Below are 23,143 nucleotides of genomic sequence, written 5' to 3'. Positions count from 1 at the left end.
GGAGAAATCATGTACAGCGAACTGAAACAACGTGTGCTCGAAGCCAACCTCAAACTGCCGAAATACGGCTTGGTGACCTTCACCTGGGGCAACGTGTCTGAGATTGACCGCGAGCGCGGCGTGATTGCGATTAAACCGTCAGGGGTGGAATACGATGGCATGCGCGCTGAACACATTGTGGTGGTCGACTTAGACGGCAATGTGGTGGAAGGCAATATGAATCCATCCAGTGATACCGCGACCCACATTGAGATCTACAAAGCGTTCCCACAAGTGGGAGGCGTGGTGCACACCCACTCACGCAGTGCAACGATTTGGGCGCAAGCGGGGATTGATATTCCTGCACTGGGCACGACTCATGCCGATTACTTCTACGGCGACATTCCGTGTACTCGTAAGCTCTCACAACGCGAAATTGCCGAAGAGTACGAAAAGAACACCGGCTTAGTTATCGTGGAAGAGTTTCGTCAACGCCGCATCGACCCAATGGCAGTACCAAGCGTGATTGTGGCAGGGCATGCGCCTTTCTCTTGGGGCACCAACGCCGATGATGCCGTGCATAACGCGGTGGTATTGGAAGAGATTTCTGCCATGGCATTAGCAACGCGTTCACTCAATAGCGGCATCAAGATCCAGCCTGAGCTTTCAGACAAACATTACCTGCGTAAGCACGGTGAAAACGCCTACTACGGGCAGAGGTAACGACATGTACAAAGTGCTTGCTTTAGATTTAGACGGAACCGTCCTCACCGATGACCACAGCATTCACCCAGAGGTGAAAAAAGCGATTCAAGAAGCGCAGCAGAAGTGTCACGTGGTGATTGTCACCGGACGCCATCACACTGCGGCACGTCCGTATTACGATGAGTTGGGTCTTACCACGCCTATCATCTGCTGCAACGGCACTTATGTTTATGACTACCACAATGACCGAGTGCTCAAGCACAACTCCATTGATAAGGAAGACGCGCTGACGTTTATCGCCTTGGCGAAGGAGTTTCAGGTCAAGATGGTGATGTACGTAACCGATGCCATGACGTACTCAAACTACAACCCAATTCATTACATGGAAGCATTGGAAAAGTGGGCGAAAACCGCGCCAGAGCATCTTCAACCGAAGATCTACAAAATCGACTCGTTCAGCGAAGAAGTGCGCAATACCGAGTTCGTGTGGAAATTCGTGGTGGAAGGCTTACCAAGCTCGGTAGAGCGCTTGATTGAAAACCCATGGGTGAAAGAGAAATTCAACGGCGAACGCTCATGGTCGAATCGCATCGACTTTGCAGCAAAAGGTAACAGCAAAGGTTTAAGACTGGCGGAATACGTTTCTGAGCTGGGTTATCACCCGAATCATGTCATTGCCGTGGGCGATAACCACAATGATATTTCCATGCTCCGTTACGCCGGATTAGGCGTTGCCATGAATAACGCAGACGAGACGGTACGTTCAAGCGCCCGTTTGGTGTGCGAAACCGATAACAATAACGACGGCTTAGCTCGTCTGATACGTGAAAAAATTCAAGGATAAGCATCATGACCAAACCAATGATTCAAATCGCTCTAGACCAAACTAACCTAACTGACGCCGTTGCTGTTGCAAGCAATGTACACAGCTACGTCGATGTGATTGAAGTGGGCACCATTCTCGCGTTTGCAGAAGGGATGAATGCGGTCTCAACACTGCGTAAGAACCACCCAGACCACATTCTAGTGTGCGATATGAAAACCACTGACGGCGGCGCGATTTTGTCTCGCATGGCGTTTGAAGCAGGCGCTGACTGGATTACGGTTTCAGCCGCAGCGCACATTGCGACCATTGAAGCGTGTAAAAAAGTCGCGGATGAGTTTAGCGGCGAAATCCAAATCGAAATCTACGGCAACTGGACGATGGAAGATGCGCAAGCGTGGGTGGATCTTGGCATCACTCAAGCGATTTACCACCGTTCTCGCGATGCAGAGTTGGCAGGGATTGGTTGGACAGACGCTGACATCAGCAAGATGCGTCAACTCTCTGAGTTAGGTATCGAGCTCTCTATCACAGGTGGCATCGTGCCAGAAGACATCTACTTGTTCGAGGGCATCAAAGCGAAAACCTTTATCGCAGGTCGTGCATTGGCGGGGGACAAAGGGCAAGAAACCGCAGAAGCATTGAAAGCGCAAATCGACCGTTACTGGAACTAGGGGGCGACATGTATCAGAACCTACAACGTCATCGTGTTGGCTTGTATGAGAAAGCGTTGCCGAACGAGTTAAGCTGGGAAGAAAAGCTCAGCGTGACCAAAGAGTTGGGCTTCGACTTTCTTGAAATCTCGGTGGACGAATCAGACGAGCGCCGCAGCCGCTTAGATTGGGACGACGAGACGATTTACACTCTGCGTCATCAGTGTGAACGCTACGGCATGCCATTGCAGTCAATGTGTTTGAGCGCGCACCGTAAGTTTCCGTTTGGCTCGGCGGACCCGAAGATACGCGAGCAAGCCGTGCTGCACATGGAAAAGGCGATCGCATTGGCGTACAAACTTGGCGTCCGTACCATTCAATTAGCTGGCTACGATGTGTATTACGAGCCAGCAAACCGTGCCACGCATTTGCGCTTTATTGAAGGTATGAAGGAAGCGGCGAAAATGGCAGAGCGCGCAGGTGTGATGCTTGCTGTTGAAATCATGGACACCGATTACCTCAATTCATTGAGTAAGTTTGAGGTGCTCAATCGCGAAGTGAATTCGCCGTATTTCACTGCTTATCCAGACGTGGGCAATATCTCTGGTTGGAACTATGACGTGTGTACTGAGCTGAAATTGAGTAAGCCACACATTACCCAAATCCACCTTAAAGACACGTATCGCGTGACGCCAGAATACAAAGGTCAGTTCCGCGATCTCGTGATTGGCGATGGTGAAGTGAACTTCGATGCCATCTTCCGCACACTCAAAGAGACAGACTGCGTCGTGCCACTGGTGATTGAGATGTGGGCGCAAGATGAACATTGGCGTGCGCACATTCAAACCGCTCAACAGCGCTTAAATCAAGCGTGTGATCATGCGGAATTGCCAAGGTTGTTTGCCGCATAATTCTCTCTTAACTGTATAAACAGTTATACCCAAGTAACCTCGAGATGCGTGGTTCAGCGAAAGTGACTTGGTTTGCAGACGCGGCAACGATTTGAAGATCTAGTGGTTCTAAATCAAAAATCGTTAACAAAGTATGGAAGCCAAGGTAATTCGCCCTTCGGGAACGAGTCACGGAAACAATTTCTTCGTCAAACGACTTGGAAATAGCTGTCTATTACGCTGCTTCGTTTTCCTTGAACTTGAGTCAGTGACTCGTTCTGAATCCTGCATCTTGAAGTCACTTGGGTATATATGCTCCGGTGCTCGTTATTGGGCACCGTTTTCCCATCGTGGGAACGTGCAGTTTTTAACCCTCGTGAAAACTGCACTCTTTCGTTTCATTGGTTGACTTACCATCAGGGTTGGCGCAAAGTTGCGCTTTGTCGTTATGAAACCCCGTTAATCTGAATGAAATTACTCCATCTGCAACTTTTCTGGTACGAAAAACATCACACCCTATTGGAGATGGAAGACCTGCCAATTCTCACCCCAGCGCAAGAGCAAGAGTTGCGTGAGTGGGCGAAAACACGCCGCAAAATCCTCAGCTACGAAGTGCATCAACAGCCTTGGGTAAAAGTGAACGTCGACGGTTTCTCATCGATTTTAGAGCTCAAACCAAATGGCACGCTGGTGGAAAAAGACTTGTTCAGTGAGCGTGGATTACAGGGCTTATGGAAGGTCAGCGACGGCTTCTTGTTTATTAAAGTCATCAGCGGTGAATTCATCGTCGAATACCAAATTGTTGGTCACACCGAAAACAATGTGCACAGCGGGATCGAGTACATCAACGGCAAAATCAGCACCTACAGCAAATTTGCCAAACTCGCGAATAATTAAGCTGATTCAATTCGATGTAGAGAAAGGAGCCAAAGTGCTCCTTTTTTGTTGTGGATAGAAAATCCCAACTATTCTTACTTCAAGCAATGAAATCAATGCGTTAATATCCAAGTCATCATCTTATTTCAAACAGTAGCAGGAGGCATGAATCGTGTCTGAAAAAATATCGACGTCGGCGCTGGCAAAAATGCGTCAGATAGAAGCCAAGCTGCTGTTTGCTGATCTCAAACGCGCTGGTTACATCGTTCGCCAAGACGAGAAATGGATTTTGACCGAAGAGGGCGCCAAGTTTGGCGGTGAGTATGTTGATCATCCTAAATTTGGGCAGTTCATTGTTTGGCCGACCAACTTGCACATCGAGCTTGCTGCAACGTCTGGCAAAACCTACAGCGCAACCCAGTTAGGTGAGAAGCTTAAGCTCAACGCCAAGCGCATGAACCAGCTGTTAAGTGAATTAGGCTGGATCAGTAAATCCGAAGAAGGTTGGAGCTTAACCGAAGCCGGAATCCGCGCTGGTGGCCAGCAGAGAACCGATAAAGAGTCGCAGAATACCTTTGTGGTGTGGCACGACGTAGTGCTGCGTAACAAGCGACTCAAGCAGTCTGTGATTGAGTTTTTAGGACAAGATGCCGAGTCCCATTCCACAGATAAGTCGTTTTCTAGTTTTCGCCAGAAGTTTGAAGCTAAGCACCGCACTTTAGACGGGCATTATGTTCGTTCTAAAGGAGAACTGCTGATCGATAACTGGCTGTATTTGGCAGGAGTAGTACACGCTTATGAGCGTCAGCTGCCGATCGACCAAGATGTGACAAGCGATTTCTACCTACCAGGTGGAAAGGTCTATTTGCAGTTTTGGGGCAGCGATTCTGGTGAGATGTTAGAAGCGGAGCGAGAAAAGATTCGTACGGTTTACGAGCAGCATAACTTCAACCTCATTGAGGTCGAGCTTAGTGAGTTAGATAAACTCGATGAGGTATTGCCAAAACGTCTGCGCCAGTTTGGTATTCAAGCTTATTAAACGCCTCGCTAGCGGTTGTTTAGATTCCTACACCTTCAAACCTTCCAGTCTTTAAAAACGAAAAAACCCGTGATGACTCACGGGTTTTGTGTATTCAGCGTTTATCTTTGGGTGTTACCCGAAGGATTAGAAACCTTTGATGTTTTCCGCTTCTAGCTCAGAGAAGTACTTAACAGTCTTCACTTTAAGCTCTTGTTGTGAAGGCTCATCACAAACGATCACTGCTTTAGGGTGTAGTTGAAGTGCAGAAACCGTCCATAGGTGGTTTACGCTGCCTTCTACTGCTGCTTGTAGAGCAAGTGCTTTGTTGTGACCAGTTACTAGGATCATCACTTCTTCAGCGTCTAGTAGCGTGCCAACACCGATAGTTAGTGCGTACTTAGGAACTTGGTTGATGTCGCCATCGAAGAAACGAGAGTTCGCGATACGAGTGTCTTCAGTTAGTGTCTTGATGCGAGTGCGAGAAGACAGAGAAGATGCTGGCTCGTTAAATGCGATGTGACCGTCGTTACCTACGCCGCCCATGAATAGGTTGATCTTGCCGTAAGACTTGATTTTGTCTTCGTAACGTTGGCATTCCGCTTCGTGATCTTCCGCGTTACCGTTAAGAAGGTTGATGTTCGCTTCTTGGATGTTCACGTGGTTGAAGAAGTTGTTGTACATGAATGAACGGTATGATTCTGGGTGATCCGCAGGGATACCGATGTACTCGTCCATGTTGAAAGTCACAACGTGTTCGAAGCTCACTTCACCTGCTTGGTAAAGCTCGATCAATGCTTTGTAAGTTGCTAGAGGAGTGCCACCAGTAGGTAGACCCAGAACGAACGGACGCTCAGCAGTTGGTTTGAAGTCGTTGATGCGCTTAGCGATGTGTGCTGCTGCCCACTTGCCTACTTGTGCTGCTTGAGCTAACGGGATAAGTCTCATTTTGTGCCCCTAGTTATTGGAATTTAAGATGTCCTGAAACATTAATTCGCATTATAAAATAAGTAATGACGATCTGCTATTGTTTTAGGTCAAAATTTTGCTTTTTCTTTAACCAATGTTGCTTTTCTCAACAGTTTTTACGTTTGCTTGTTGCGATTACCCTCTTATATAAAGGGCGTTAGACTAGTTGATTAGCGTTTAAAATTTATGACTGAAAAAAAGTTTTTTGGCTGAATGAGCGAGCCAAATTGAACCGAGTTGCGTAGGAGAAAGGGAAGAAAAATGCCGAAGTTATGATCTCACGCAATCTATGGTGTGGCACGGCGTTTCTTCCTTAACCATACTTAAAGTGTGTTTATTGCTGAGGGAATCGCAATGAAAAACGACTTAGACGCAACCAAAGTGCTGCAAGCATACGAATGTGTGATGAATAACGGCACGCCTACCGAGTTTGGCAAGATGTATGAAGGGGTAGAAGCCTTTTCTGATTACGACGGCTATAACGTGTTTCTGAGAGGCAATGGCGTGGAGCTTAAAGTGGGTTTCCACAACACCTATCAGTTGGAGTATGACCAAGAGCATCTTAAAGACAGCTTCTTGAAGAAGGTCGCCATGCTGGCGAAGTGAGTGCTCGCCGGATAAATAGGTTTACTAAAAAATGAAAAAGCCCTTTGGTGAAACACCTCTGGGCTTTTGGAAAAGAAAAATTTTTGCAACTCCACAGAATGAAACACTCTGAGGATTAACCAAGCATTAAGGCTTGGCAGAGTCGGTTAATCGTCTTCTGCTAGGCTCTCTTCTGCGTAGTCATCTGTCGCCTCTGGTTTGTTACGACCATTTAGCGTGTGGAAGCGTTTGCGACCACGAGCTAATTGTGTGTATTTTAACCAAGTGCGCTCGATCTTAGTTTTCGCTTTGCCTGGGTTTTCCAGAACTTTTACGAAGTGTTTCTCTTCGCTGTTCTCAGGTGTCAACTCGCCTGACTCTAGGCCAAGCATAGTATCCCCATAAATTGTTAGGATTTCCTCTTCCGAAAGAGTAAAATCGCCAGACTTTGCAAAGCCGCGTGGGAATTTTACGTTGTCGTAAAAACGTTTTTTGCCATGACGAAATTCAGTGTCAGACATATCAACAGCCTCTGTAACCGTTATTGATGAATGTGATGAATTACGGCGAAAATTAGGCGCAAAGCTAACAAAAGAAAAACAAAACTTTTTTGTCGTCAAAATTTTAATTAGTTGTTAATCTGGTTTTATATTGACCAGGAGATGGTTTATGGATGTAAAGGTCTTTCGAACATTTTTAGAGCTGGCAAAGGTTCGTCACTTCGGACGAGCTGCTGAGAACTTGTACATTACTCAAGCCGCAGTGAGCGCACGCATCAAACAACTCGAAAGTTATTTCGATACGCAGTTGTTTATTCGTGATCGAAATAACATAAAGTTGACCTCCGCAGGTGAGCGTTTAATAGGCTATGCAGAGGTGATGGTCACCACTTTGCAGCAAGCCAAACTCGAATTATCCCTCGAAGATGGCAAAGCGTTACAGCTCACCATGGGTGGTACGCCGAACATTTGGGATGCTTACCTGCAAAACTGCTTGAGTGTCGTAACGGACTCGTTTGGTGGTTACGGTTTTATGGCGGAAGTCATGGGACGTGAGATGTTAAGCCGCAGCCTGTTGGAACGTACACTCGATATGGCTTTCGCCTTCGATCAAATCAAAGCGGATGAGCTTAACTGCAAAAAAGTTGCTGACGTGGTGTTGGTGCTGGTGTCTACCGAACAAGATTCTCTTGATACGGTGTTTAACAAGAAATACGTTTACGTTGATTGGGGTACGCGCTTCGCTTCAGAACACGCGGAACGTCACCCGAAAATCCCAGCACCTTACCTTCGTACTTCTACCGCTCGTATCGCGTTAGACTTCGTTTTAGAGAAAGGTGGCAGCGCATACCTACCAGCGTCTCTGGTAGAGCCGTTTATTGCAAGCGGGCAGCTCTACAAGGTGTCTGGCGTAGAAGATTGGTACCGCCCTATCTATTTGAGCTATCGCAAAGCCAGCACGTCTGTAGAAGCGATTAAGCAGGTTGAAGAAATCGTTAAAGAGATTGACCCGTTAACGGCGTACAGCTTGCAACAAATTGCGGACATTCCAGCAGACGAGTAATTTCAGCTTTTGCGATCCAGAGCAAACTTAAACGAAAACCCCTTGGTGTGATGCCAAGGGGTTTTTTATATGAGGTTGCATAAATCTTTAAGTATTTATAAAGCCAAACAATGGCTGAACCGAGAGTTATGGCAGATCGAACACCAATGCGGTTGTTGGTTTGTCCGAATCATTGCGGAACACTATGGTGCTCTGCTGTTCTATTTTCGCTCCATCACCACCCGTCAACGTGGTGTTGTCGACCTTAAGCTCACCTTCCACTTGATGAACATACACGTTGCGACCTGATTCGATAGCAAAGCTTAACTCGGAGTTAGCATCGAGAATCAACTGATGCAGTGTGGCATCTTGCTTGATGTGCAGCGTGCCATTCTCACCGGTTGGCGTCGCAATGGTGGTTAAGCCTTTTTCCTGACCAAAGTCTTTTTGTTGGTAACCTGGTTTATTGCCAAACGTGTTTGGTTGAATCCAGATTTGCAGAAAGCGCAGTGTTTCACTGTCTGAAGCATTGTATTCACTGTGGTAAATCCCTTTGCCAGCCGACATCAGTTGGAATTCACCAGCAGGCAAGGTTTTTACGTTGCCTTCACTGTCTTTGTGAGCGATAACGCCTTGCAAAACATAGCTGATGATCTCCATGTCGCGGTGACCATGTGTATCAAACCCTGCATTGGGTTCGACAACGTCATCGTTAATCACGCGCAGCTCTGAAAAGCCCATGTGTTGCGGATCGTAGTAGCTGCCGAAAGAGAAACTGTGCTTACTGTCGAGCCAACCAAAATTCGCGCGACCACGGTCATTTGCATGTCTTATGGTAATCATAATCATCTCCTCCTAGTGATCGTCTTACGCTAGTTTCTGACGAAGTGCTTCATCCAATGCGGCTTTGCCTGCGCCAGAGAAAGCAAGAGAAACGCTTGCTGCCAGTAGTGCTAAACCAAACTCGTAACCGTTGTTCGACATAAACAAACCGTTTTCAAAGTGAACTGAGAAAATGGCGATCACCATGGTGAATGCTAAAGCCACCGCTGCAGGGCGGGTAAGCAGACCAAGCAAGATAAACAAACCGCCAAAAAACTCTGCACTGCCAGCTAAAAATGCCATCAACATGCCAGGGCCTAAGCCAATCGATGCCATCCATTGACCTGTACCTTCAAGACCATAACCGCCAAACCAGCCAAAAAGCTTTTGTGCGCCGTGCGCCATAAAGATGATGCCGACTGGAATGCGAAGTGCGAGTGCGCTGTAACCCGCGTTTGAAGTGGTGATTTTCTGTAGTAGTGCTTTCATGACTTTATCCTTTCTCGAATTTTTCTGATGAGGAGTGGTGACTCCCTTGCTGTTGAAATCAGTGTAGGTAGGAGGAGAGAAAGAAAAAATTGGGGCAATTTGATGTTCTCGTTCGATAAATTCGATGGAACGTTTTTAACTTAATAAATACAGATGCTTAGGTTGCTGTTAGGCGTTGTTTAATGGTTGTTGCTGTGGTGGTTTTGATTATGGAAATCGCAAAATTTCGAATAACTTTTCGAACGTGTTTTGTATTTTGAAACAAGAATTCCGTAAATGCAGAGCAAAAAAAAGAGCACAGTAACCAGTGCTCTTTTGCTTTTACGATTAACAAGGGAGAAAGGAGTTTTTATAGATTCATTAAGCTTTCAAGCGAGTCTTCCACACTACGGTAGTGATAAGTGCGAATGTTCACACCATCAGTCGCATTGATTTGAATTTCTGAAATCTCGTTATCAGAGTCGCGTTCGATAATCCCTATCGAGTGCTCGACTGATTTACTGGTAATAACCTTGTGATTTCTAAGTACAATCACGCACGTATGTAAGTCCATGCCAATTCCCTTTAGCCGACGTTGTTGTGTTGTTCTGATCTAACTTTAGTGCACAAATTTACTAATGCCAAAATTTCTCAATATTGAGTTCCGAAAATGGCTAATCTACAGTAATTCCCCGTTCTACAATGAAGTTATACCGATCGAGTGGTGAGCAAGTAACCCACTCGTTAAACACCCACTGTGTACGCAAGGACAGCACTATGCTCATCCACCCACACACATCGTTGACCTTTGAACAATGCCAAAAAGCACGCATGGCTCGTGACAGCCGTTTTGATGGGCGCTTTTACATTGCGGTGAAAACCACAGGGATCTTTTGTCGCCCGATCTGCCCAGCTAATTTGCCCAAAGAGGAAAACGTCGAGTATTTCACTGACAAGACGCAAGCCTTGAAGGCGGGTTACCGTCCGTGCTTGCGTTGTCGCCCAGACAGTGCGCCGGGATCATGGGCTTGGAAAGGGGTTGAAACCACATTCCAACGTGCGATCAACATGATCGATCAAGGAGCATTGCATCATCAGTCCCTTGCGGATCTCTCTGAGCGTCTCGGGATCTCTGATCGTTACTTGCGCATGCTGTTCGAACAATATTTGGGGATGTCACCTAAGCAGTATGCACAGTATCAGCAGTTGATGTTTGCCAAGCAGCTTCTGCATTCGAGCTCGATGTCAGTCACTGAAGTCGGTTTTGCCGCGGGTTTTAACAGCACTCGACGTTTCAATGATGCGTTCCAAAAGATCCTTCAGCTAACGCCTTCTCAAGTGCGCAGAAAGGAGTTTGATGGCGTGGGGACGAATCGAATCGTGCTCCCTTATCGCGGTGCTTTGAACTGGCAACACATGCTCGATTTTTATCGTCTGCGTGCGATTGAAGGAATGGAGCAAGTCACACAAGACGCATACCAGCGCACTGTTTTACTCGATGATTGCCATGCACGATTTAAGGTCACTCAAGGGGAGGGTTACCTTGAGATGGAGTTCGACATTGAAGACGTCACGAAATTGCAGAATTTGGTGTCTGGTGTGCGTCGCATGTTCGACCTCGATGCGGATATTTGCACGGTGGAGCAGCACCTTGAATACATTGCGCCGGGATTGGTGAAAACCCAAGGGATTCGTATTCCGGGCGTCTGGAGTGCGTGGGAAGCCGGTGTACGCGCTGTGTTGGGGCAGCAAGTGTCGGTCAAAGCGGCTATCGGACAACTTAATTTGTTGGTAGAAACGCTCAGTAGCGAACAGCAAGCGCGTCACTTTCCGACGCCAGAAGCCATTGCGAATGCCGATGTTAGCTTCTTGCGTATGCCGCAAAGCCGTAAAGACACACTCGTGCGATTTGCTCAGTATATGCAACAAAACCCAGAAGCCGCTCCGCAGCAATGGCTGGAATTAAAAGGCATTGGTCCGTGGACGGTGAGCTATGCGCAATTGCGTGGCCAATCTCAGCCCGATTGTTTTTTAGATAAAGACTTGGTGGTGAAGAAAGCCATGCCAAACTATCCGTCATTGAATGCTCATACTGCTTCGCCTTGGGGCAGTTACGCGACTTTTCACTTATGGAATCAATCATGAAATCACTTTATACGGTAATGCCAAGTCCGTTAGGCGCAGTGACCATTCAAGCTAACGATCAAGGTTTGCTAGGAATTTGGTTTGAAACGTGTACCACCAAACCGGACGATTTGGGTGAGCGTGATGATCAACATGCCGTGCTCAGTCAGACTGTTACTCAATTGGAAGAATACTTTGCTGGGCTGCGTAACGAATTCGATTTGCCCCTTGCAGCGACAGGTACGGATTTCCAAACTCAAGTGTGGCATGCACTAACGACCATTCCTTATGGTGAAACATGGAGTTACCAAGAGCTGGCGAACGCCATCGGCAATCCGAAAGCGGTACGCGCGGTGGGGCTGGCGAATGGTAAAAATCCAATCTCGATTGTAGTGCCTTGCCATCGTGTCATCGGCAAAAGTGGCAAGCTCACTGGCTATGCAGGCGGGGTAGAGCGCAAACAGCGATTATTGGCCTTGGAAAGCGGCACGCCACTTTAAGTGAGGCCATTCTCAGAATCCAGCAAGGTTTACCTTATTTGCTTCGATTTTGTGTAGGGTTGGTGAGCGAATAAGCAATCCAGAACAATGAAAAAGGATAATAAGGATATGTCTTTCAAAACGGATTTTGATGCATTCATAAACCAAAGTTGGCAGCAGCATGAAGCGCAGCCACAACAAACATACACTCAATTAGAACAAGCGCTTAGCGAGGTGAAAGACACTAACCATGCTGAGCGCATCTTACCCTTAATGCTGCACACTTCCATCGGTCATCTGCACGACCCGAAGCAGTTTCTCACCAGTTTAGATAAGCTCGAAAATGTCGTTGTGAATCAGTGTTTGGCACGTCAGAGAGCCAAAGCTGTCGCACAGTACTTCGTCGACCAAAACACACACCATATCGCTGGTTTGGAGGATGTCGATCAGCGTCGCGTGTTTGCTCAAATTGCCAACGAGCTGTCAGCAATGAACGAGTTAGAGCAAGCCAGCACGTGGTTGGAAAAAGCAGCCAACGGTATAGATCCAGACCAAGCTGCCGAGCCTTTAGCGCGTTCAATTGCTATTACCGGTAACAACCTTGCCTGCCAATATGAAGAGCTTGAAACACGCTCTGACGTGCAAGTAAAACACATGCTAGAGGCCGCCACGTTGGCGCTTGAATACTGGAAAGTTGCTGGTGGTTGGATGCAAGAAGAGCGCGCAGAATATCGCTTAGCGATGAGTTTACTTAAAGCTGGTGACCCGCTCAAAGCCAAAGTGCACGCTGAACGCTGTGAGGCTATCTGTCGACAAAATGGTGAGGACGCTTTCGAGCTTTTCTACGCGCATGATTTGCTGATGCTGGTGCACTATCACTTAAGCCAAGCGAGCAAGCAAAAACTGTCGGCAGATGACCAGAAATACTGTGAGAGTTCGCCATTGGCGTAATTTTCTCATTAGCGAATTAGAACAAACAAAAAGCCCCGAGTTAATGGCTCGGGGCTTTGTTTTTTCATCGTGACTCTGTGCTATTACGCAGCTTGTGGCTTGGGCTGATAACGCCCAGGTTTGTGGTTCATGGCCAAGATTAAGTTGGTCGCCACAGCGCCCAGTACAGAAAGGGCAATCAAGTAAACATCGACGATAAATAGCGACATCACAACGATGGTGCAGTCGAGCGCCATCTGTACTTTACCGGCACGAATGCCAAAGCGTTCCTGAAGGTAAAGCGCCAAGATGTTAAAGCCACCTAAACTCATTTTGTGGCGGAAAATCACCAGCATTCCCATACCAATCAAACCACCACCGAGCAGTGCGGCATAAATGGGTTCAATACGAGAAATTTCAATCACATGGTGTAGGTGGTCTACCGCAAAGGACACGATCGAAACCGCAATAAAAGTGTTGATGGTAAAACGCCAACCCATGCGCATCACAGACAAAATGTAGAAAGGTAGGTTAAGTACGAAGAACACCTGACCAAAACTGAAGTCACTGATCTTAGTGAGGAAGATTGCTAAACCCGCTGTTCCGCCAGTGAGCAATCCCACTTTGTTGAAGAAGATAACCCCAAGTGACACCAACGCACTACCGAGCGTCAGAGCCAAGAGGTTCTCTCTAAGGCTATGATCTTTATCCATAAAAGTATTTTCCTTGGTTTTAAAACCGTTTTAACTGCGAGCGCGCAACCAAAACGGACGCGGTTAGCAAAACGCCAACCAAATAGTGATAAATCGCTGAATAAAATGTCGTGAAAAGTGATTGATGTCGAGTTTTTGACCTAGATTGCGCAGATGTTAACTGTTTAACAGACTTTACACATTAAGCTAGGCAAACACGGAAGGAGCGAGGAAATGTCATGATTAAACAAGTAGGTAGTACGATAATTCAGCCTTTGCACAAGCTTTCTTGTCACTGCGGAAAAGTGCAAATCGAGCTGTCATTACCAAATGGAATCGAGAAGCCTCGACGTTGTGATTGCTCTATGTGCCGACGCCGTGGCGCGATTGTGGCATCGGTGCCTTTGAATGGGATTCGCATAATCCAAGGTGAGGATGCGCTCAAGCTGTATCAGTTTAATACCAACACAGCTAAGCATTTCTTCTGTGGTGAATGCGGCATCTATACCCACCATCAACGCCGATCTAACCCGAGCGAATATGGCTACAACGTTGGTTGCTTAGAAGGCGTAAATCCGTATGAATTGGGAGAGATAGAGGTGATGGATGGTGTGAACCACCCATCAGACCGATAAAGGTACGTAGCATGGATTGAGGCAGTTTAAGTAAACAAGCTGCCATTCATCCATAGGTGCGCGGCAATACTCGCTGCGTAACCCAGCGCAATCACCGGTGCCCATTTGAGGTGCCCAAAGAAGGTGTATTGTCCCCTCGCAGCGCCCATGAGAGCCACACCCGCGGCAGAACCAATCGATAGTAAGCTACCACCAACACCCGCAGTTAGTGTCACCAATAACCAGTTACCCATCGACATGCTTGGATCCATGGTGAGCACAGCAAACATCACTGGAATATTATCGACGATGGCGGAGAGAATCCCGACCATGACGTTCGCCCAAATTGGGTTCCACTCGGTGTACATCACGTTGGAAACCAGTTCGAGATAGCCAAGTAAACTCAAGCCGCCAACACACATAACCACGCCGTAGAAGAACAGTAAGGTGTCCCACTCGGCGCGAGACACACGGTGGAAAACATCAAATGGCACGACAGAACCTAAGCGTTTTAATGCGTAGTCGTCGCCATTGGCAATCGCGCGCGCGGCTTTTTTGGCGAGGGAGTGTCGAAGGGTTCTGCGCAAGAAATAGCCGAAAAATTGCAGATAAGCGAGACCCATCATCATGCCAATCACAGGTGGGAAGTGCAGCAGTGCATGGAAAGACACCGCAGTTGCAATAGTCAGGATAAACAAACCGACGATGCGTCTTGCGCCACGCTTAAGTTCGATGTGTTCATGAACCGTATCTGGCTTGGTGTTTGGCACAAACAACGACATGATGAACGCGGGAATAATGTAGTTGATCAGTGAAGGCACAAACAGTGGCATAAACTCAGCAAAACTGACGTGTCCTGCCTGCCAAACCATCAGGGTGGTAATATCGCCAAATGGACTGAATGCACCGCCCGCGTTGGCCGCTATGACGATGTTGATACAAGCTAGGTTTACAAACCTTGGGTTATCGCCCGAGACTTTCATCACCACTGCACACATCAATAGCGCCGTGGTTAAGTTGTCGGCGATGGGTGAAATTACGAAGGCTAAGCCACCAGTGAGCCAAAATAGCTTTTTGAAATCAAAGCCTTTACCGACCATCCATGCCTGCAAGGCGTCAAACAGTCTGCGCTCTTCCATCGCATTGATGTAAGTCATCGCCACCAGTAGGAACAATAAAAGTTCGGCGTATTCCAGAAGGTTGTGTTCCAGTGCGGCTTTAGCGACGTCGGCTTGGTTGTGCTGGGTAAAGGTGTAACCAATCAAAATCCAGATTAATCCCGCAGCGAGCAGCACAGGCTTGGATTTTCGCATGTGTAGGTATTCTTCCAGCATCACCAGAATGTAGGCAATGGTGAAGAAGATCAGCGCGGCGTAACCGACGGTGGAATTGATGAGATTAAGTTCACTGGTCGCAGCTGCAAGTGCGGAGCTAGAAAATATCAAACAGCAAAACGCGACAATTGGATAGATTGGCATAGACATTTCTCCTTGTCTGACTGGAGAAATTTTAGCCACATATTAATAAGTTAAGTGTGAGTAAGCTCGAATTAACGGTAGGAGTTTTGAATTGATGTAGCTTGCGCCACTACTTTCTGAGTGACGCAATGCTCGCTGCGCCAAATAGGATTACTGCAGCGTATAAACCATAAGTTAGCCAATGGCTAATTTCTAAAAAAGGAACGAGTCCTTGACCTGCCCACATACCGCCTCCGTTTAATGAGCATTTTGTTGATGTCGAATGAATCTAATGGAAATGAACAATGTTTTTTGTGAGAGAAAGCAAATTACGTGGTATTAGGAATGATAATTTTGATGAGTGAGAGTGAGCTCTCATTTTTGAGAGGCTTGCTGTAACCCCAAAGTGTTAGAGCAAGCCATACATAGTGCTGAATGGATTTAGCGCAGCAATAGTTTTTTCAGCGGAGTGGCTTCAATGCCCTTCACAAGCAGCAGGGTAACCACAATGGTTGCTGGGTAAATGAAAGCGTCTTTCGCCAAGTTTTCTAACCCCAACATGCCAGCGACGTTCATCATCAGGATGATCACCAAAAGGTGGCTGACGTAGATACCTAAAATACTCGGAGACCACTTAAACACCCACGGCATATTGCCGAAGTTTGGATGGGCAAGAAGCCACATGAAGACGCCTAAAGACCAGATCACAGTGCCGAACAAGAAGTCGTGCGAATTAAAGGCGATCTCGTAGTTCATCAAGTAATAGGCTTCGGCAAAGTGCAGCGCCATACCGATCAAAATCAAGCGAATAGTGTTATTGCGAGACCATTGCCACTGATGTTGTCGCGCTAAGTAACCAAGTACGACTAACAAAGTGCTGAAGAACGGACCATTACGAGTGAAGAAGGGGGCTGGTAGCTCAGTAAGCGTGATGTAGCTGCCTGCGAACACTCCGTAGACGTATAGCAACACCGCCGTTGGCAGCAGCAATTGCGCCATACCAATACGAACCAGAAACGCAATGATGGCCACAGCAATGATCAGGGCAGGGATAAACCATAAATGCACCAAACCACCTTCCAACAGTGAGTTAATTGGGTTCGACATTAGGTAGCCCCAATAACCTTGTCTCTCGGCGAGATAACCCGCTTCTGCAACCACTGGCCAACGGAAAGGCACTAAGAGACAAATCGCGCTCCAAACCAACCATATTTTAAGCAAAGGCTTGGTGTAGTTTTTGAGTGTCTCCACGGGATTCGCGCTGAGCCTTGGTTGGATAAGATAGCCGGAGATGAGGAAAAACAGCGGCACGGCAAAGCGAGCCAATTGGTTGAGCATGTACCCGATCCAAGGCACCTCATCCCATTGCCAATAGGTGAGAGCCATCTGACAGTGAAGCCCTACGATCGCAAACATCGCGATGATGCGGGCAAATTCTAAACTGGCAATTTTCTTTGTGGTTGCCATAAGTGCTTACCTAAAAAAGTGAAAAATCGCTGCGAAATTAGCAGGTAACGGCTCAGTTCTCGCGGTAAAAAATCAACTCGTGTGCAATTGAAGGCAACCAGTTTTAGAAATTCAGACCCATCTCAAATTTCGAAAATTCATATTCATAAGATTACTCAATGTATTGCGATCGAGAGTGTGCAGATGGCTATATGTAGTGTTCACTTAAGAATGGAACTGGTGAGTTAAACAAATCAATCGGTTATGAGCTGATTTCCAGTTAAGAAAGTAAGGAAAACGCAGTAAATTCCAGTTAACAGCTAGAACTCGAGGTCCATTTTCCAGTTAACGCTGAAATTGGTCTGAGAAAGTGCTCCTAAAAGCTTTGATATAGTGGTTAAAAGTACCTAAATAGACGTAAATGTCTACCAATTTGTTAAAGGATAGCAGAAAGTCTAGCCTCTGTTAATCGGAGTCAACAGGTTGGCCGGAGTGTTCAGAGAGAGGGTTGATTTGAGGCGGGAGTTAATGGGTTGTTATTCGCAGCTTGGTGCATTAATGGAGCAATTCTATCGAACAAAACTTCTAGTTTTGCGCTGTCGATATTTGAAGACTCTGCCAAGTAGAGAGTAGGCGGCTGGTTTGGAGCGATATCGACTTTATAAACTTCAATGTACCCGTTCGGTATCGATATTTGAGCCATTTCTTTTAAGAGCCTCGATACCAAAAAGATATACCGCTCTTCAAGGTGTACATCATCTAGAACAACGATGTATGGATAGTACATTTCGCCGATCTGGCTCAATCGGAGCATGCTGTCGCTATGTATTTTAGCTTACGCAAGTTTGACGAAGTCTTTCGCAAAATAAATATGCCTTTTGATACTAAGGAGGGGTGTAAGAAGTCATCCCTGCCACTATTTAGTTGATCAAGGACTGTTTGCAATTCAAGATCCCTCAACATGCACCAGCGATTTACTAAAATATGGTTCGAAAAAAACTCTTTAAGCCCTCTTTCAGAGATGTAGATATGCTTGCCATCGAACTTCTCCCCCCAAACTTCAAGAAAAGTAACGTATTGTAATTCGCTCAGCCCACAAATTTCTCGAAGCCTAACCCTGGAGGCTGTGACGTAAGGTAAATTGACGAAATACTCCTCTAGTTCAAATAGTAGAGCTTCTTTGTCGAATAGCACATTGTGGATACTATGTGATGAGCTATAGGGCAGTATGCGTGGCAGCGATGATTGTACAATGACTTCGACAATTCCTCCTAAATCATACCTGTCTCGCAAATCAAATAGTGGGGCTTTTTCCGCCAGCTCGTGCAGTGAAATATGATAGGGAAGCTTGTTTTTTGCCTTTACAGCATGCCTGTAGATATTCGCCATAAACTGGACGATATCTTGAATGGAAAATAAAAAATGATGAATCGCCTTTGCGTTATTGAGTACTTTTATGTGCTTTTGAGCGACTAAATACGCTATTGTTGCGTGCGATAAGTTAAGTATCTTTGCAACATCATCGATGTTAATTTGCTCCCAAGCAAGTGAGTTATCGTGCAAGTATTTCTGTCTAAACTTAGAGATGGCCTCTGGATATTGGGTTGTTAAGGCCGGCAAGCTAACTTGTTTTTTTTGTAGTGAATTGCTCTGCTCTAAACATTTTATCTTTGGTTGAAGCTTGTGACATAAAGCTTCAAAAAGAGAACTTGAACGGCTTTGATTTTGAAAAAAATCACAACGAACACTAACCCACTGGTCGTAGTAAGGCTGATGACTACACAGCTTATATGCCTGCTCAAATAACGTACCTAAGTTGCTTAAATTATTGGGAAAAGTACGGTATACATCATAAGTTAAATCGTAAGGTCGCAAGACATGAGTTAGTGCTTTGTAGAGCACACGAAGATAATCAGCTTTATCTTCCTCAATTAAGTTTTTTTCTATCTCTAGGTACGCAGGAACGCCTTCAGATTCAGAAGCGTAAGAATCCCATCGGAAGCCACATAGGCAGCCTTCAAAGAGGTTGGCTTTCCACGCTAACGGAGTATTGCACTTAGGACAGACGTCAATCAATCGAACATCATGTTCTAAACAGTGTGTCGTATGGGCCAACATCCACTCTTCACGAATGTACGGTATCTTCTCTTTCATACATTCAGGGCAAACGCGTAGCTGCGAAACACGGATGTCCATGATAGCTCTGCTACTGTCGACCGCTATGTTCAAGCCAGAGTTGAAGTAGTCTCTTAATTGGTATCCCTTCATCAGAATTGTTTCTGCCAGAGCGTCAATGAATTTTGAGCTGCACTTTAAAGAAGTAAACCGAGCTGGGGTTCCTACCACGACTTGAATGTCGGCAATGGAACTAAAGCCATTCAGCCATGCTAATCGAAGGGCATAACCCTTTAGTGCTTCCCCTTTGATGGGACGACTCCTTATGGGAAAAGTTAGCTGCATCAGTTCATCTCCATTGTTTTGGGGTAAAGTTGTAGGTTTCTCAAATGCCTTTTAACGCACTGAATGTCAGTAGTGAAAGGGTTTGGTAGGTTGTTACCTACTCCGTAGCTGCTAATTAGCACTTTGTCCCAAGCATCTGCAAAATGTTGCTTGTTTACTGTCATATCCGCGCTTGTTTGCTCAATAACTTGGATGAGTAAATCGTTAATATGACGCGGTATACCTTGTGTTGCTAAACAAAGCCTCAATAGCCCATTTGTATTTTCACTCAGCTGTATTTCTCCAGCTGCATTAGTTTCCAAGCAGTTGTAGTTTGAATGAACCTTTCGTGGGAGCATTTCAAATTGAGCGTTCATGTAGTCAGCAAAATCAAGTTGGCTGTCTTCGTTTAGGCAGTTGAAAGGATTAAACGTGATAATTGATTGCATGCGGCTCATCAGTTGTTTGTTGAGATGGAGGATATCTAAAGCTTGTATGTGTCCGCACAGAACCAGAGGAATTCTTGATGAGTTCATTAGCCACTTGATCGTTCCTAGAATTTGAGGGGACTCGTTTCTCGCTTTACTCGGTAGCATTTCGTGAGCTTCATCAATAATGATCATGCTCACTTTCAACCCCTTTAGTAACTTGAGTAATCGACTTCCCTTAGCTGCGTTTCCTCCCCTAAATGGGGCAGGATCGCCTAGCCCTTCCAAAAGAGTACTAAGTAAACCGCCAGCTTTGGTTCCATTCAGAATTTCAACATATAAGACTGGAACGGGAGTTAACTCTGGAGTTGGTGCAATGGCATGTTGCCGAGTATAGTCTTGGCAAAAGAAACTTTTACCGCAACCATGCTCTCCAACAAGTAACATTCCTTTTACTTGATTCTGGTATCTGTGCAGTCTTTGGATGGCATCTTGAGCATCTTCAAAGGCCAGGTGCTCACATACCCCTTCACTAAATTGCTCACTTTCTGTTTTTAGCTTCATTTCAGTCATTCTTTTTTCCTTGACGAATTTTGGATGGCTTACGCACCTTTTTAGGGTTGCTGCTAGGCTCTTTTGCTTTGTGTTTAGGAGCTTGCTGCTTCTCAGAGTGATCATTTGCAATTCGACCGATTTGTGAATCGACTATATCCTCTAAGTCACTAGCTGACTGACTTCCAGCGATTGCGATGGTGTGATTTGTTTTTTGTCCGGTATCACCACACTCTTTTTCACTATTTGAAGACTCGGGTTTGTCCTTCAATGAAGGGGATGGGCGAGTCAAGACACAAGGAGGCCGCTTGTCTATTGATTTTTTGTTTGCTTTGTAAACGTGAAGCGATAATCCAGCTTCAACATTAGGATGAGTGCAGGGCACTTCAAGGATTTCGAGTGTATTCGGATTAATGACAGTTATCTTGCTGATGTCTTGAACATTGTAGAGATAACTAACTTTCGGATTGCCTTTCTCTTCGTATGACGAAAGTTGGTTATAGAGAGTGCGCAACTCTGTTGAGTTGTAGTGTAAATTATTTTTGCGCAGTCCTTCGTGGGGGCTAATTTTGCCCGTCAGCTCTTGACCGCCGAGCGCATCAAGTTTGCTTGCATCAGGTGCTATAGCGGGACATGTTACTCTTTGCGCTGCTGCAACCGCTTGTGCTGGAGATAGACCTTCCAGCCCTCTGTGTGGGTTTTGGTGATAAACGTCGACAAGATACTTCTCGAGATTCTCTCGAAACTCTTGATCATTCAGTTTAGCCATTTGCTCAATGGTTTTGTCGTACTGTTTTCCGTCAGAGCGACGACCCATGTAACCATCGAGCTTTTTAGCGAATTGGGCTCTGAGAGTACGGTTGAATCTCTCAATAAATGGCTTTTTCCATGGGGTACCAGTCTCAGTTGTGTTGTATTCACAACGCATAGTGGCAAGCAGCGATATGACTTGTTTTGCACGAAATGCAGTACCAGCATCTCCGGCTATGTAAGTCGGTATACCTAAATACTCCCACGAATTGGAGAGATAATCCTTATCTTGTTTCGGCAGTGCTACGTGCTTTAAGCACTCAATGACAGCTGCTGCTGTTTCCGAACCTTTGTTGCTGTAGCTGATGCTGTATCCGATAATGTATCGGGTATAGACATCGATCGCTAAATAGACGGTTGGGCAACCCAAATAGACACCAGTCGCTGCATCATAGATACCGACCTTTAGATGTACAGCATCAATTTCAGCACGTTCACCCATGAACTTAGCAACAAACTTTTTTAATGAAATGCGTTTGAATTTTCTTGCAGCATCACGCCCTTCACGTGCAATAGTAACTTCGACAGGGCATAGTTCTTTAAACAACTCATAAAAGCGAGATTTACCAATGCTACGAAGTTCAGGGTACGTCTCTTGATGACGCTTTTGATAGACGCGATACACTTCCGCTTTGTCCGCCCCGTTGATCTTCAAGTATTCATCCCATATGCATTGATCTGCTAAATCGAAAACGCACTCTTCAATCTGTGCTTTTCGTTTTTTGATGCCTTTAACGACGAGTGGAATCACGTTGCGATCACTCTCTACCCACTCGTTATACCAGCGGTATAGTTTCGAATCTGATGGTATTTGTGCTCCCTCGTAATCGTACTTATCCGCAACTAGCGAAATCACTTTTTTCATTGTTGTACGAGACCGAGGGTTAGTTTCATTATCAAGCGCTAATAGATAGTTGTTCATTAGTTGCGCTTGTTCGATATGCTCTTTTTTGACTAAAGGTTGATACACTACGGGTGGAGTCTTTAGTGCAATCTTTAGCTTGCCAGCAGCATAATCAGCAAATAATTCCTTCGGCTTTTGCATCATCTTTTGCCCCTTATTGTTCTCTAGAACAATAAAGTCCGGTTCTAGGGCTCGAATTAAGTAAGATTGATTGTGCCAACTGATGTTCATCCCTGCTTCGAGAATATAAGTACCGTTCATGCAGCTACCTCAACTGTTGTTTGACGAGTAAGTAGTTTGTGGTTGTTAAATTTAAGAGATTGGTTAGCAACTAAAGCCCACGCGCAAGACGCATTTTCACCAAGCTCACAAAACAAATGTTCAATTTTTTCTAGTGTTGGTTTATCAATGCGTCGGGCGTTATTTAAGACTTTTTCGACTACCTTTTGGTCGAGCTTTACATCAAAAAATCGGTAAAGAAGCCTCATGTTGTTCGCTTTTTCGCCCTTACGTACATCCTTGTCGAGAATCAACTCGATCGGGTGACCGATCTCACTGCTAAAGTAATCTTGTAGTTGTAAGAATTTTGCTATGAATTTTGGTTTTTGGGCTTTATTCAAAGGCTTAATTTCAAGAAACTTACATGTCTTGTCGTGATAGATAACGAGCACATCAGGGGTATATCGCGTGCTTTTTCCGTTAACCATGTATGTAATACTGCATGGTTGTGTCACGTATTTGAGAATTCTGGGGTCGAATTCCAAAGAGAGTAGTGCGTCAGCCTCAAGACGACTTTCGCACGGCATCATCGCTCGATTTTTTCGAGAGTAAAAAGCGATGGTAGGTTTAACTTTGCTTGTCTGGTCAAACTTCCGTGTCTGCATATTTTGTCCCTCTTTTAGTTCGTGAAACTTCGTGTTCATGACTCGCCCATACTT

Annotated in this window: 24 protein-coding genes; 12 read left to right on the top strand and 12 right to left on the bottom strand. The window is 45.8% G+C overall.

Annotated features, from left to right (window positions below; genetic code table 11):
- Nucleotides 1-9 precede the first annotated feature (9 nt).
- The 6 genes from ACLIIY_RS19465 (at nucleotide 10) to ACLIIY_RS19440 (ending at nucleotide 4,965) form a co-directional block, all read left to right on the top strand.
- Nucleotides 10-702: an L-ribulose-5-phosphate 4-epimerase gene (locus ACLIIY_RS19465; protein WP_009696581.1), complete on the top strand. Its 693-nt coding sequence runs from the start codon at nucleotides 10-12 to the stop codon at nucleotides 700-702.
- A 4-nt stretch (nucleotides 703-706) separates the two neighbouring features.
- The gene (locus ACLIIY_RS19460; RefSeq protein ID WP_005434688.1) at nucleotides 707-1,528 is read left to right on the top strand and encodes a Cof-type HAD-IIB family hydrolase; all 822 of its coding nucleotides are present in this window, start codon (nucleotides 707-709) and stop codon (nucleotides 1,526-1,528) included.
- 5 nt (nucleotides 1,529-1,533) lie between these two features.
- Entirely contained in the window at nucleotides 1,534-2,181 is a 648-nt protein-coding gene (locus tag ACLIIY_RS19455; RefSeq protein ID WP_005434690.1) for a 3-keto-L-gulonate-6-phosphate decarboxylase UlaD, read from the top strand.
- 8 nt (nucleotides 2,182-2,189) lie between these two features.
- Complete coding sequence (locus ACLIIY_RS19450; protein ID WP_434529165.1) at nucleotides 2,190-3,071, top strand: L-ribulose-5-phosphate 3-epimerase; 882 nt, start codon at nucleotides 2,190-2,192, stop codon at nucleotides 3,069-3,071.
- Between the two features lie 447 nt (nucleotides 3,072-3,518).
- A complete protein-coding gene (locus tag ACLIIY_RS19445; RefSeq protein WP_005434695.1) occupies nucleotides 3,519-3,947 on the top strand; it encodes a hypothetical protein in 429 nt (142 codons plus the stop codon).
- 151 nt (nucleotides 3,948-4,098) lie between these two features.
- Complete coding sequence (locus ACLIIY_RS19440; RefSeq protein ID WP_285376574.1) at nucleotides 4,099-4,965, top strand: glycerol kinase; 867 nt, start codon at nucleotides 4,099-4,101, stop codon at nucleotides 4,963-4,965.
- Between the two features lie 126 nt (nucleotides 4,966-5,091).
- Here ACLIIY_RS19440 and nagB read toward each other — a convergent pair whose 3' ends face one another.
- Nucleotides 5,092-5,892: a glucosamine-6-phosphate deaminase gene (nagB, locus tag ACLIIY_RS19435; RefSeq protein ID WP_005448902.1), complete on the bottom strand. Its 801-nt coding sequence runs from the start codon at nucleotides 5,890-5,892 to the stop codon at nucleotides 5,092-5,094.
- A gap of 375 nt (nucleotides 5,893-6,267) precedes the next feature.
- On the opposite strand from nagB, the gene ACLIIY_RS19430 reads away from it, so the two are divergent.
- Nucleotides 6,268-6,519, top strand: coding sequence for a DUF3081 domain-containing protein (locus ACLIIY_RS19430; RefSeq protein WP_009706732.1), 252 nt, complete (start codon nucleotides 6,268-6,270; stop codon nucleotides 6,517-6,519).
- 146 nt (nucleotides 6,520-6,665) lie between these two features.
- On the opposite strand, the gene ACLIIY_RS19425 is transcribed toward ACLIIY_RS19430, so the two are convergent.
- A complete protein-coding gene (locus tag ACLIIY_RS19425) occupies nucleotides 6,666-7,019 on the bottom strand; it encodes a DUF413 domain-containing protein (protein ID WP_009696586.1) in 354 nt (117 codons plus the stop codon).
- Nucleotides 7,020-7,167: 148 nt separating this feature from the next.
- Here ACLIIY_RS19425 and ACLIIY_RS19420 point away from each other — a divergent pair, with 148 nt between their 5' ends.
- The gene (locus ACLIIY_RS19420) at nucleotides 7,168-8,061 is read left to right on the top strand and encodes a LysR family transcriptional regulator (protein WP_408696695.1); all 894 of its coding nucleotides are present in this window, start codon (nucleotides 7,168-7,170) and stop codon (nucleotides 8,059-8,061) included.
- A gap of 126 nt (nucleotides 8,062-8,187) precedes the next feature.
- On the opposite strand, the gene ACLIIY_RS19415 is transcribed toward ACLIIY_RS19420, so the two are convergent.
- The 3 genes from ACLIIY_RS19415 to ACLIIY_RS19405 form a co-directional block, all read right to left on the bottom strand.
- Nucleotides 8,188-8,883, bottom strand: coding sequence for a pirin family protein (locus ACLIIY_RS19415; RefSeq protein ID WP_434529164.1), 696 nt, complete (start codon nucleotides 8,881-8,883; stop codon nucleotides 8,188-8,190).
- A gap of 24 nt (nucleotides 8,884-8,907) precedes the next feature.
- The gene (locus ACLIIY_RS19410; protein WP_038895002.1) at nucleotides 8,908-9,351 is read right to left on the bottom strand and encodes a DoxX family protein; all 444 of its coding nucleotides are present in this window, start codon (nucleotides 9,349-9,351) and stop codon (nucleotides 8,908-8,910) included.
- Between the two features lie 349 nt (nucleotides 9,352-9,700).
- On the bottom strand, nucleotides 9,701-9,904 hold the full coding sequence (locus ACLIIY_RS19405; protein WP_020195070.1) for a hypothetical protein: 204 nt from the start codon (nucleotides 9,902-9,904) through the stop codon (nucleotides 9,701-9,703).
- 203 nt (nucleotides 9,905-10,107) lie between these two features.
- Here ACLIIY_RS19405 and ACLIIY_RS19400 point away from each other — a divergent pair, with 203 nt between their 5' ends.
- The 3 genes from ACLIIY_RS19400 (at nucleotide 10,108) to ACLIIY_RS19390 (ending at nucleotide 12,884) form a co-directional block, all read left to right on the top strand.
- Nucleotides 10,108-11,475, top strand: coding sequence for a DNA-3-methyladenine glycosylase 2 family protein (locus ACLIIY_RS19400; protein WP_434529163.1), 1,368 nt, complete (start codon nucleotides 10,108-10,110; stop codon nucleotides 11,473-11,475).
- On the top strand, nucleotides 11,472-11,954 hold the full coding sequence (locus tag ACLIIY_RS19395; protein WP_434529162.1) for a methylated-DNA--[protein]-cysteine S-methyltransferase: 483 nt from the start codon (nucleotides 11,472-11,474) through the stop codon (nucleotides 11,952-11,954). Before ACLIIY_RS19400 ends, ACLIIY_RS19395 begins: the two co-directional genes overlap by 4 nt.
- A 108-nt stretch (nucleotides 11,955-12,062) precedes the next feature.
- Complete coding sequence (locus ACLIIY_RS19390; RefSeq protein WP_434529161.1) at nucleotides 12,063-12,884, top strand: hypothetical protein; 822 nt, start codon at nucleotides 12,063-12,065, stop codon at nucleotides 12,882-12,884.
- Nucleotides 12,885-12,967: 83 nt separating this feature from the next.
- On the opposite strand, the gene ACLIIY_RS19385 is transcribed toward ACLIIY_RS19390, so the two are convergent.
- Nucleotides 12,968-13,576, bottom strand: a complete 609-nt coding sequence (locus tag ACLIIY_RS19385; protein ID WP_061009090.1) for a YitT family protein — start codon at nucleotides 13,574-13,576, stop codon at nucleotides 12,968-12,970.
- A gap of 218 nt (nucleotides 13,577-13,794) precedes the next feature.
- On the opposite strand from ACLIIY_RS19385, the gene ACLIIY_RS19380 reads away from it, so the two are divergent.
- Entirely contained in the window at nucleotides 13,795-14,190 is a 396-nt protein-coding gene (locus ACLIIY_RS19380; protein ID WP_032802831.1) for a GFA family protein, read from the top strand.
- Between the two features lie 26 nt (nucleotides 14,191-14,216).
- Here the strand turns inward: ACLIIY_RS19380 and nhaD are convergent, their stop codons facing one another.
- The 6 genes from nhaD to ACLIIY_RS19350 all read right to left on the bottom strand — a co-directional run bounded on the left by nhaD (nucleotide 14,217) and on the right by ACLIIY_RS19350 (nucleotide 23,128).
- Nucleotides 14,217-15,647: a sodium:proton antiporter NhaD gene (gene nhaD, locus ACLIIY_RS19375; RefSeq protein ID WP_005434712.1), complete on the bottom strand. Its 1,431-nt coding sequence runs from the start codon at nucleotides 15,645-15,647 to the stop codon at nucleotides 14,217-14,219.
- Nucleotides 15,648-16,067: 420 nt separating this feature from the next.
- Nucleotides 16,068-17,093: an acyltransferase gene (locus tag ACLIIY_RS19370; protein ID WP_434529160.1), complete on the bottom strand. Its 1,026-nt coding sequence runs from the start codon at nucleotides 17,091-17,093 to the stop codon at nucleotides 16,068-16,070.
- Between the two features lie 780 nt (nucleotides 17,094-17,873).
- Nucleotides 17,874-19,532 carry a TniQ family protein gene (locus ACLIIY_RS19365; protein WP_434529159.1) on the bottom strand — a complete coding sequence of 553 codons (1,659 nt, stop codon included), beginning with the start codon at nucleotides 19,530-19,532 and terminating at the stop codon, nucleotides 17,874-17,876.
- Nucleotides 19,532-20,512, bottom strand: a complete 981-nt coding sequence (locus ACLIIY_RS19360; RefSeq protein ID WP_054822512.1) for a TniB family NTP-binding protein — start codon at nucleotides 20,510-20,512, stop codon at nucleotides 19,532-19,534. The genes ACLIIY_RS19365 and ACLIIY_RS19360 overlap by 1 nt, the downstream gene beginning before the upstream one ends.
- Nucleotides 20,505-22,436 (bottom strand): hypothetical protein, encoded by a 1,932-nt coding sequence (locus ACLIIY_RS19355; RefSeq protein WP_434529158.1) that lies wholly within the window; start codon nucleotides 22,434-22,436, stop codon nucleotides 20,505-20,507. Before ACLIIY_RS19355 ends, ACLIIY_RS19360 begins: the two co-directional genes overlap by 8 nt.
- 26 nt (nucleotides 22,437-22,462) lie before the next feature.
- Complete coding sequence (locus ACLIIY_RS19350; RefSeq protein WP_434529157.1) at nucleotides 22,463-23,128, bottom strand: TnsA endonuclease N-terminal domain-containing protein; 666 nt, start codon at nucleotides 23,126-23,128, stop codon at nucleotides 22,463-22,465.
- Between the last annotated feature and the right edge of the window lie 15 nt (nucleotides 23,129-23,143).

Source organism: Vibrio sp. K4, assembly GCF_051122595.1.
Classification (GTDB): Bacteria; Pseudomonadota; Gammaproteobacteria; order Enterobacterales; family Vibrionaceae; genus Vibrio; species Vibrio owensii.
The sequence above is the reverse complement of the archived record's forward strand: the minus strand, read 5'-3'. Positions and strand labels throughout refer to the sequence as shown.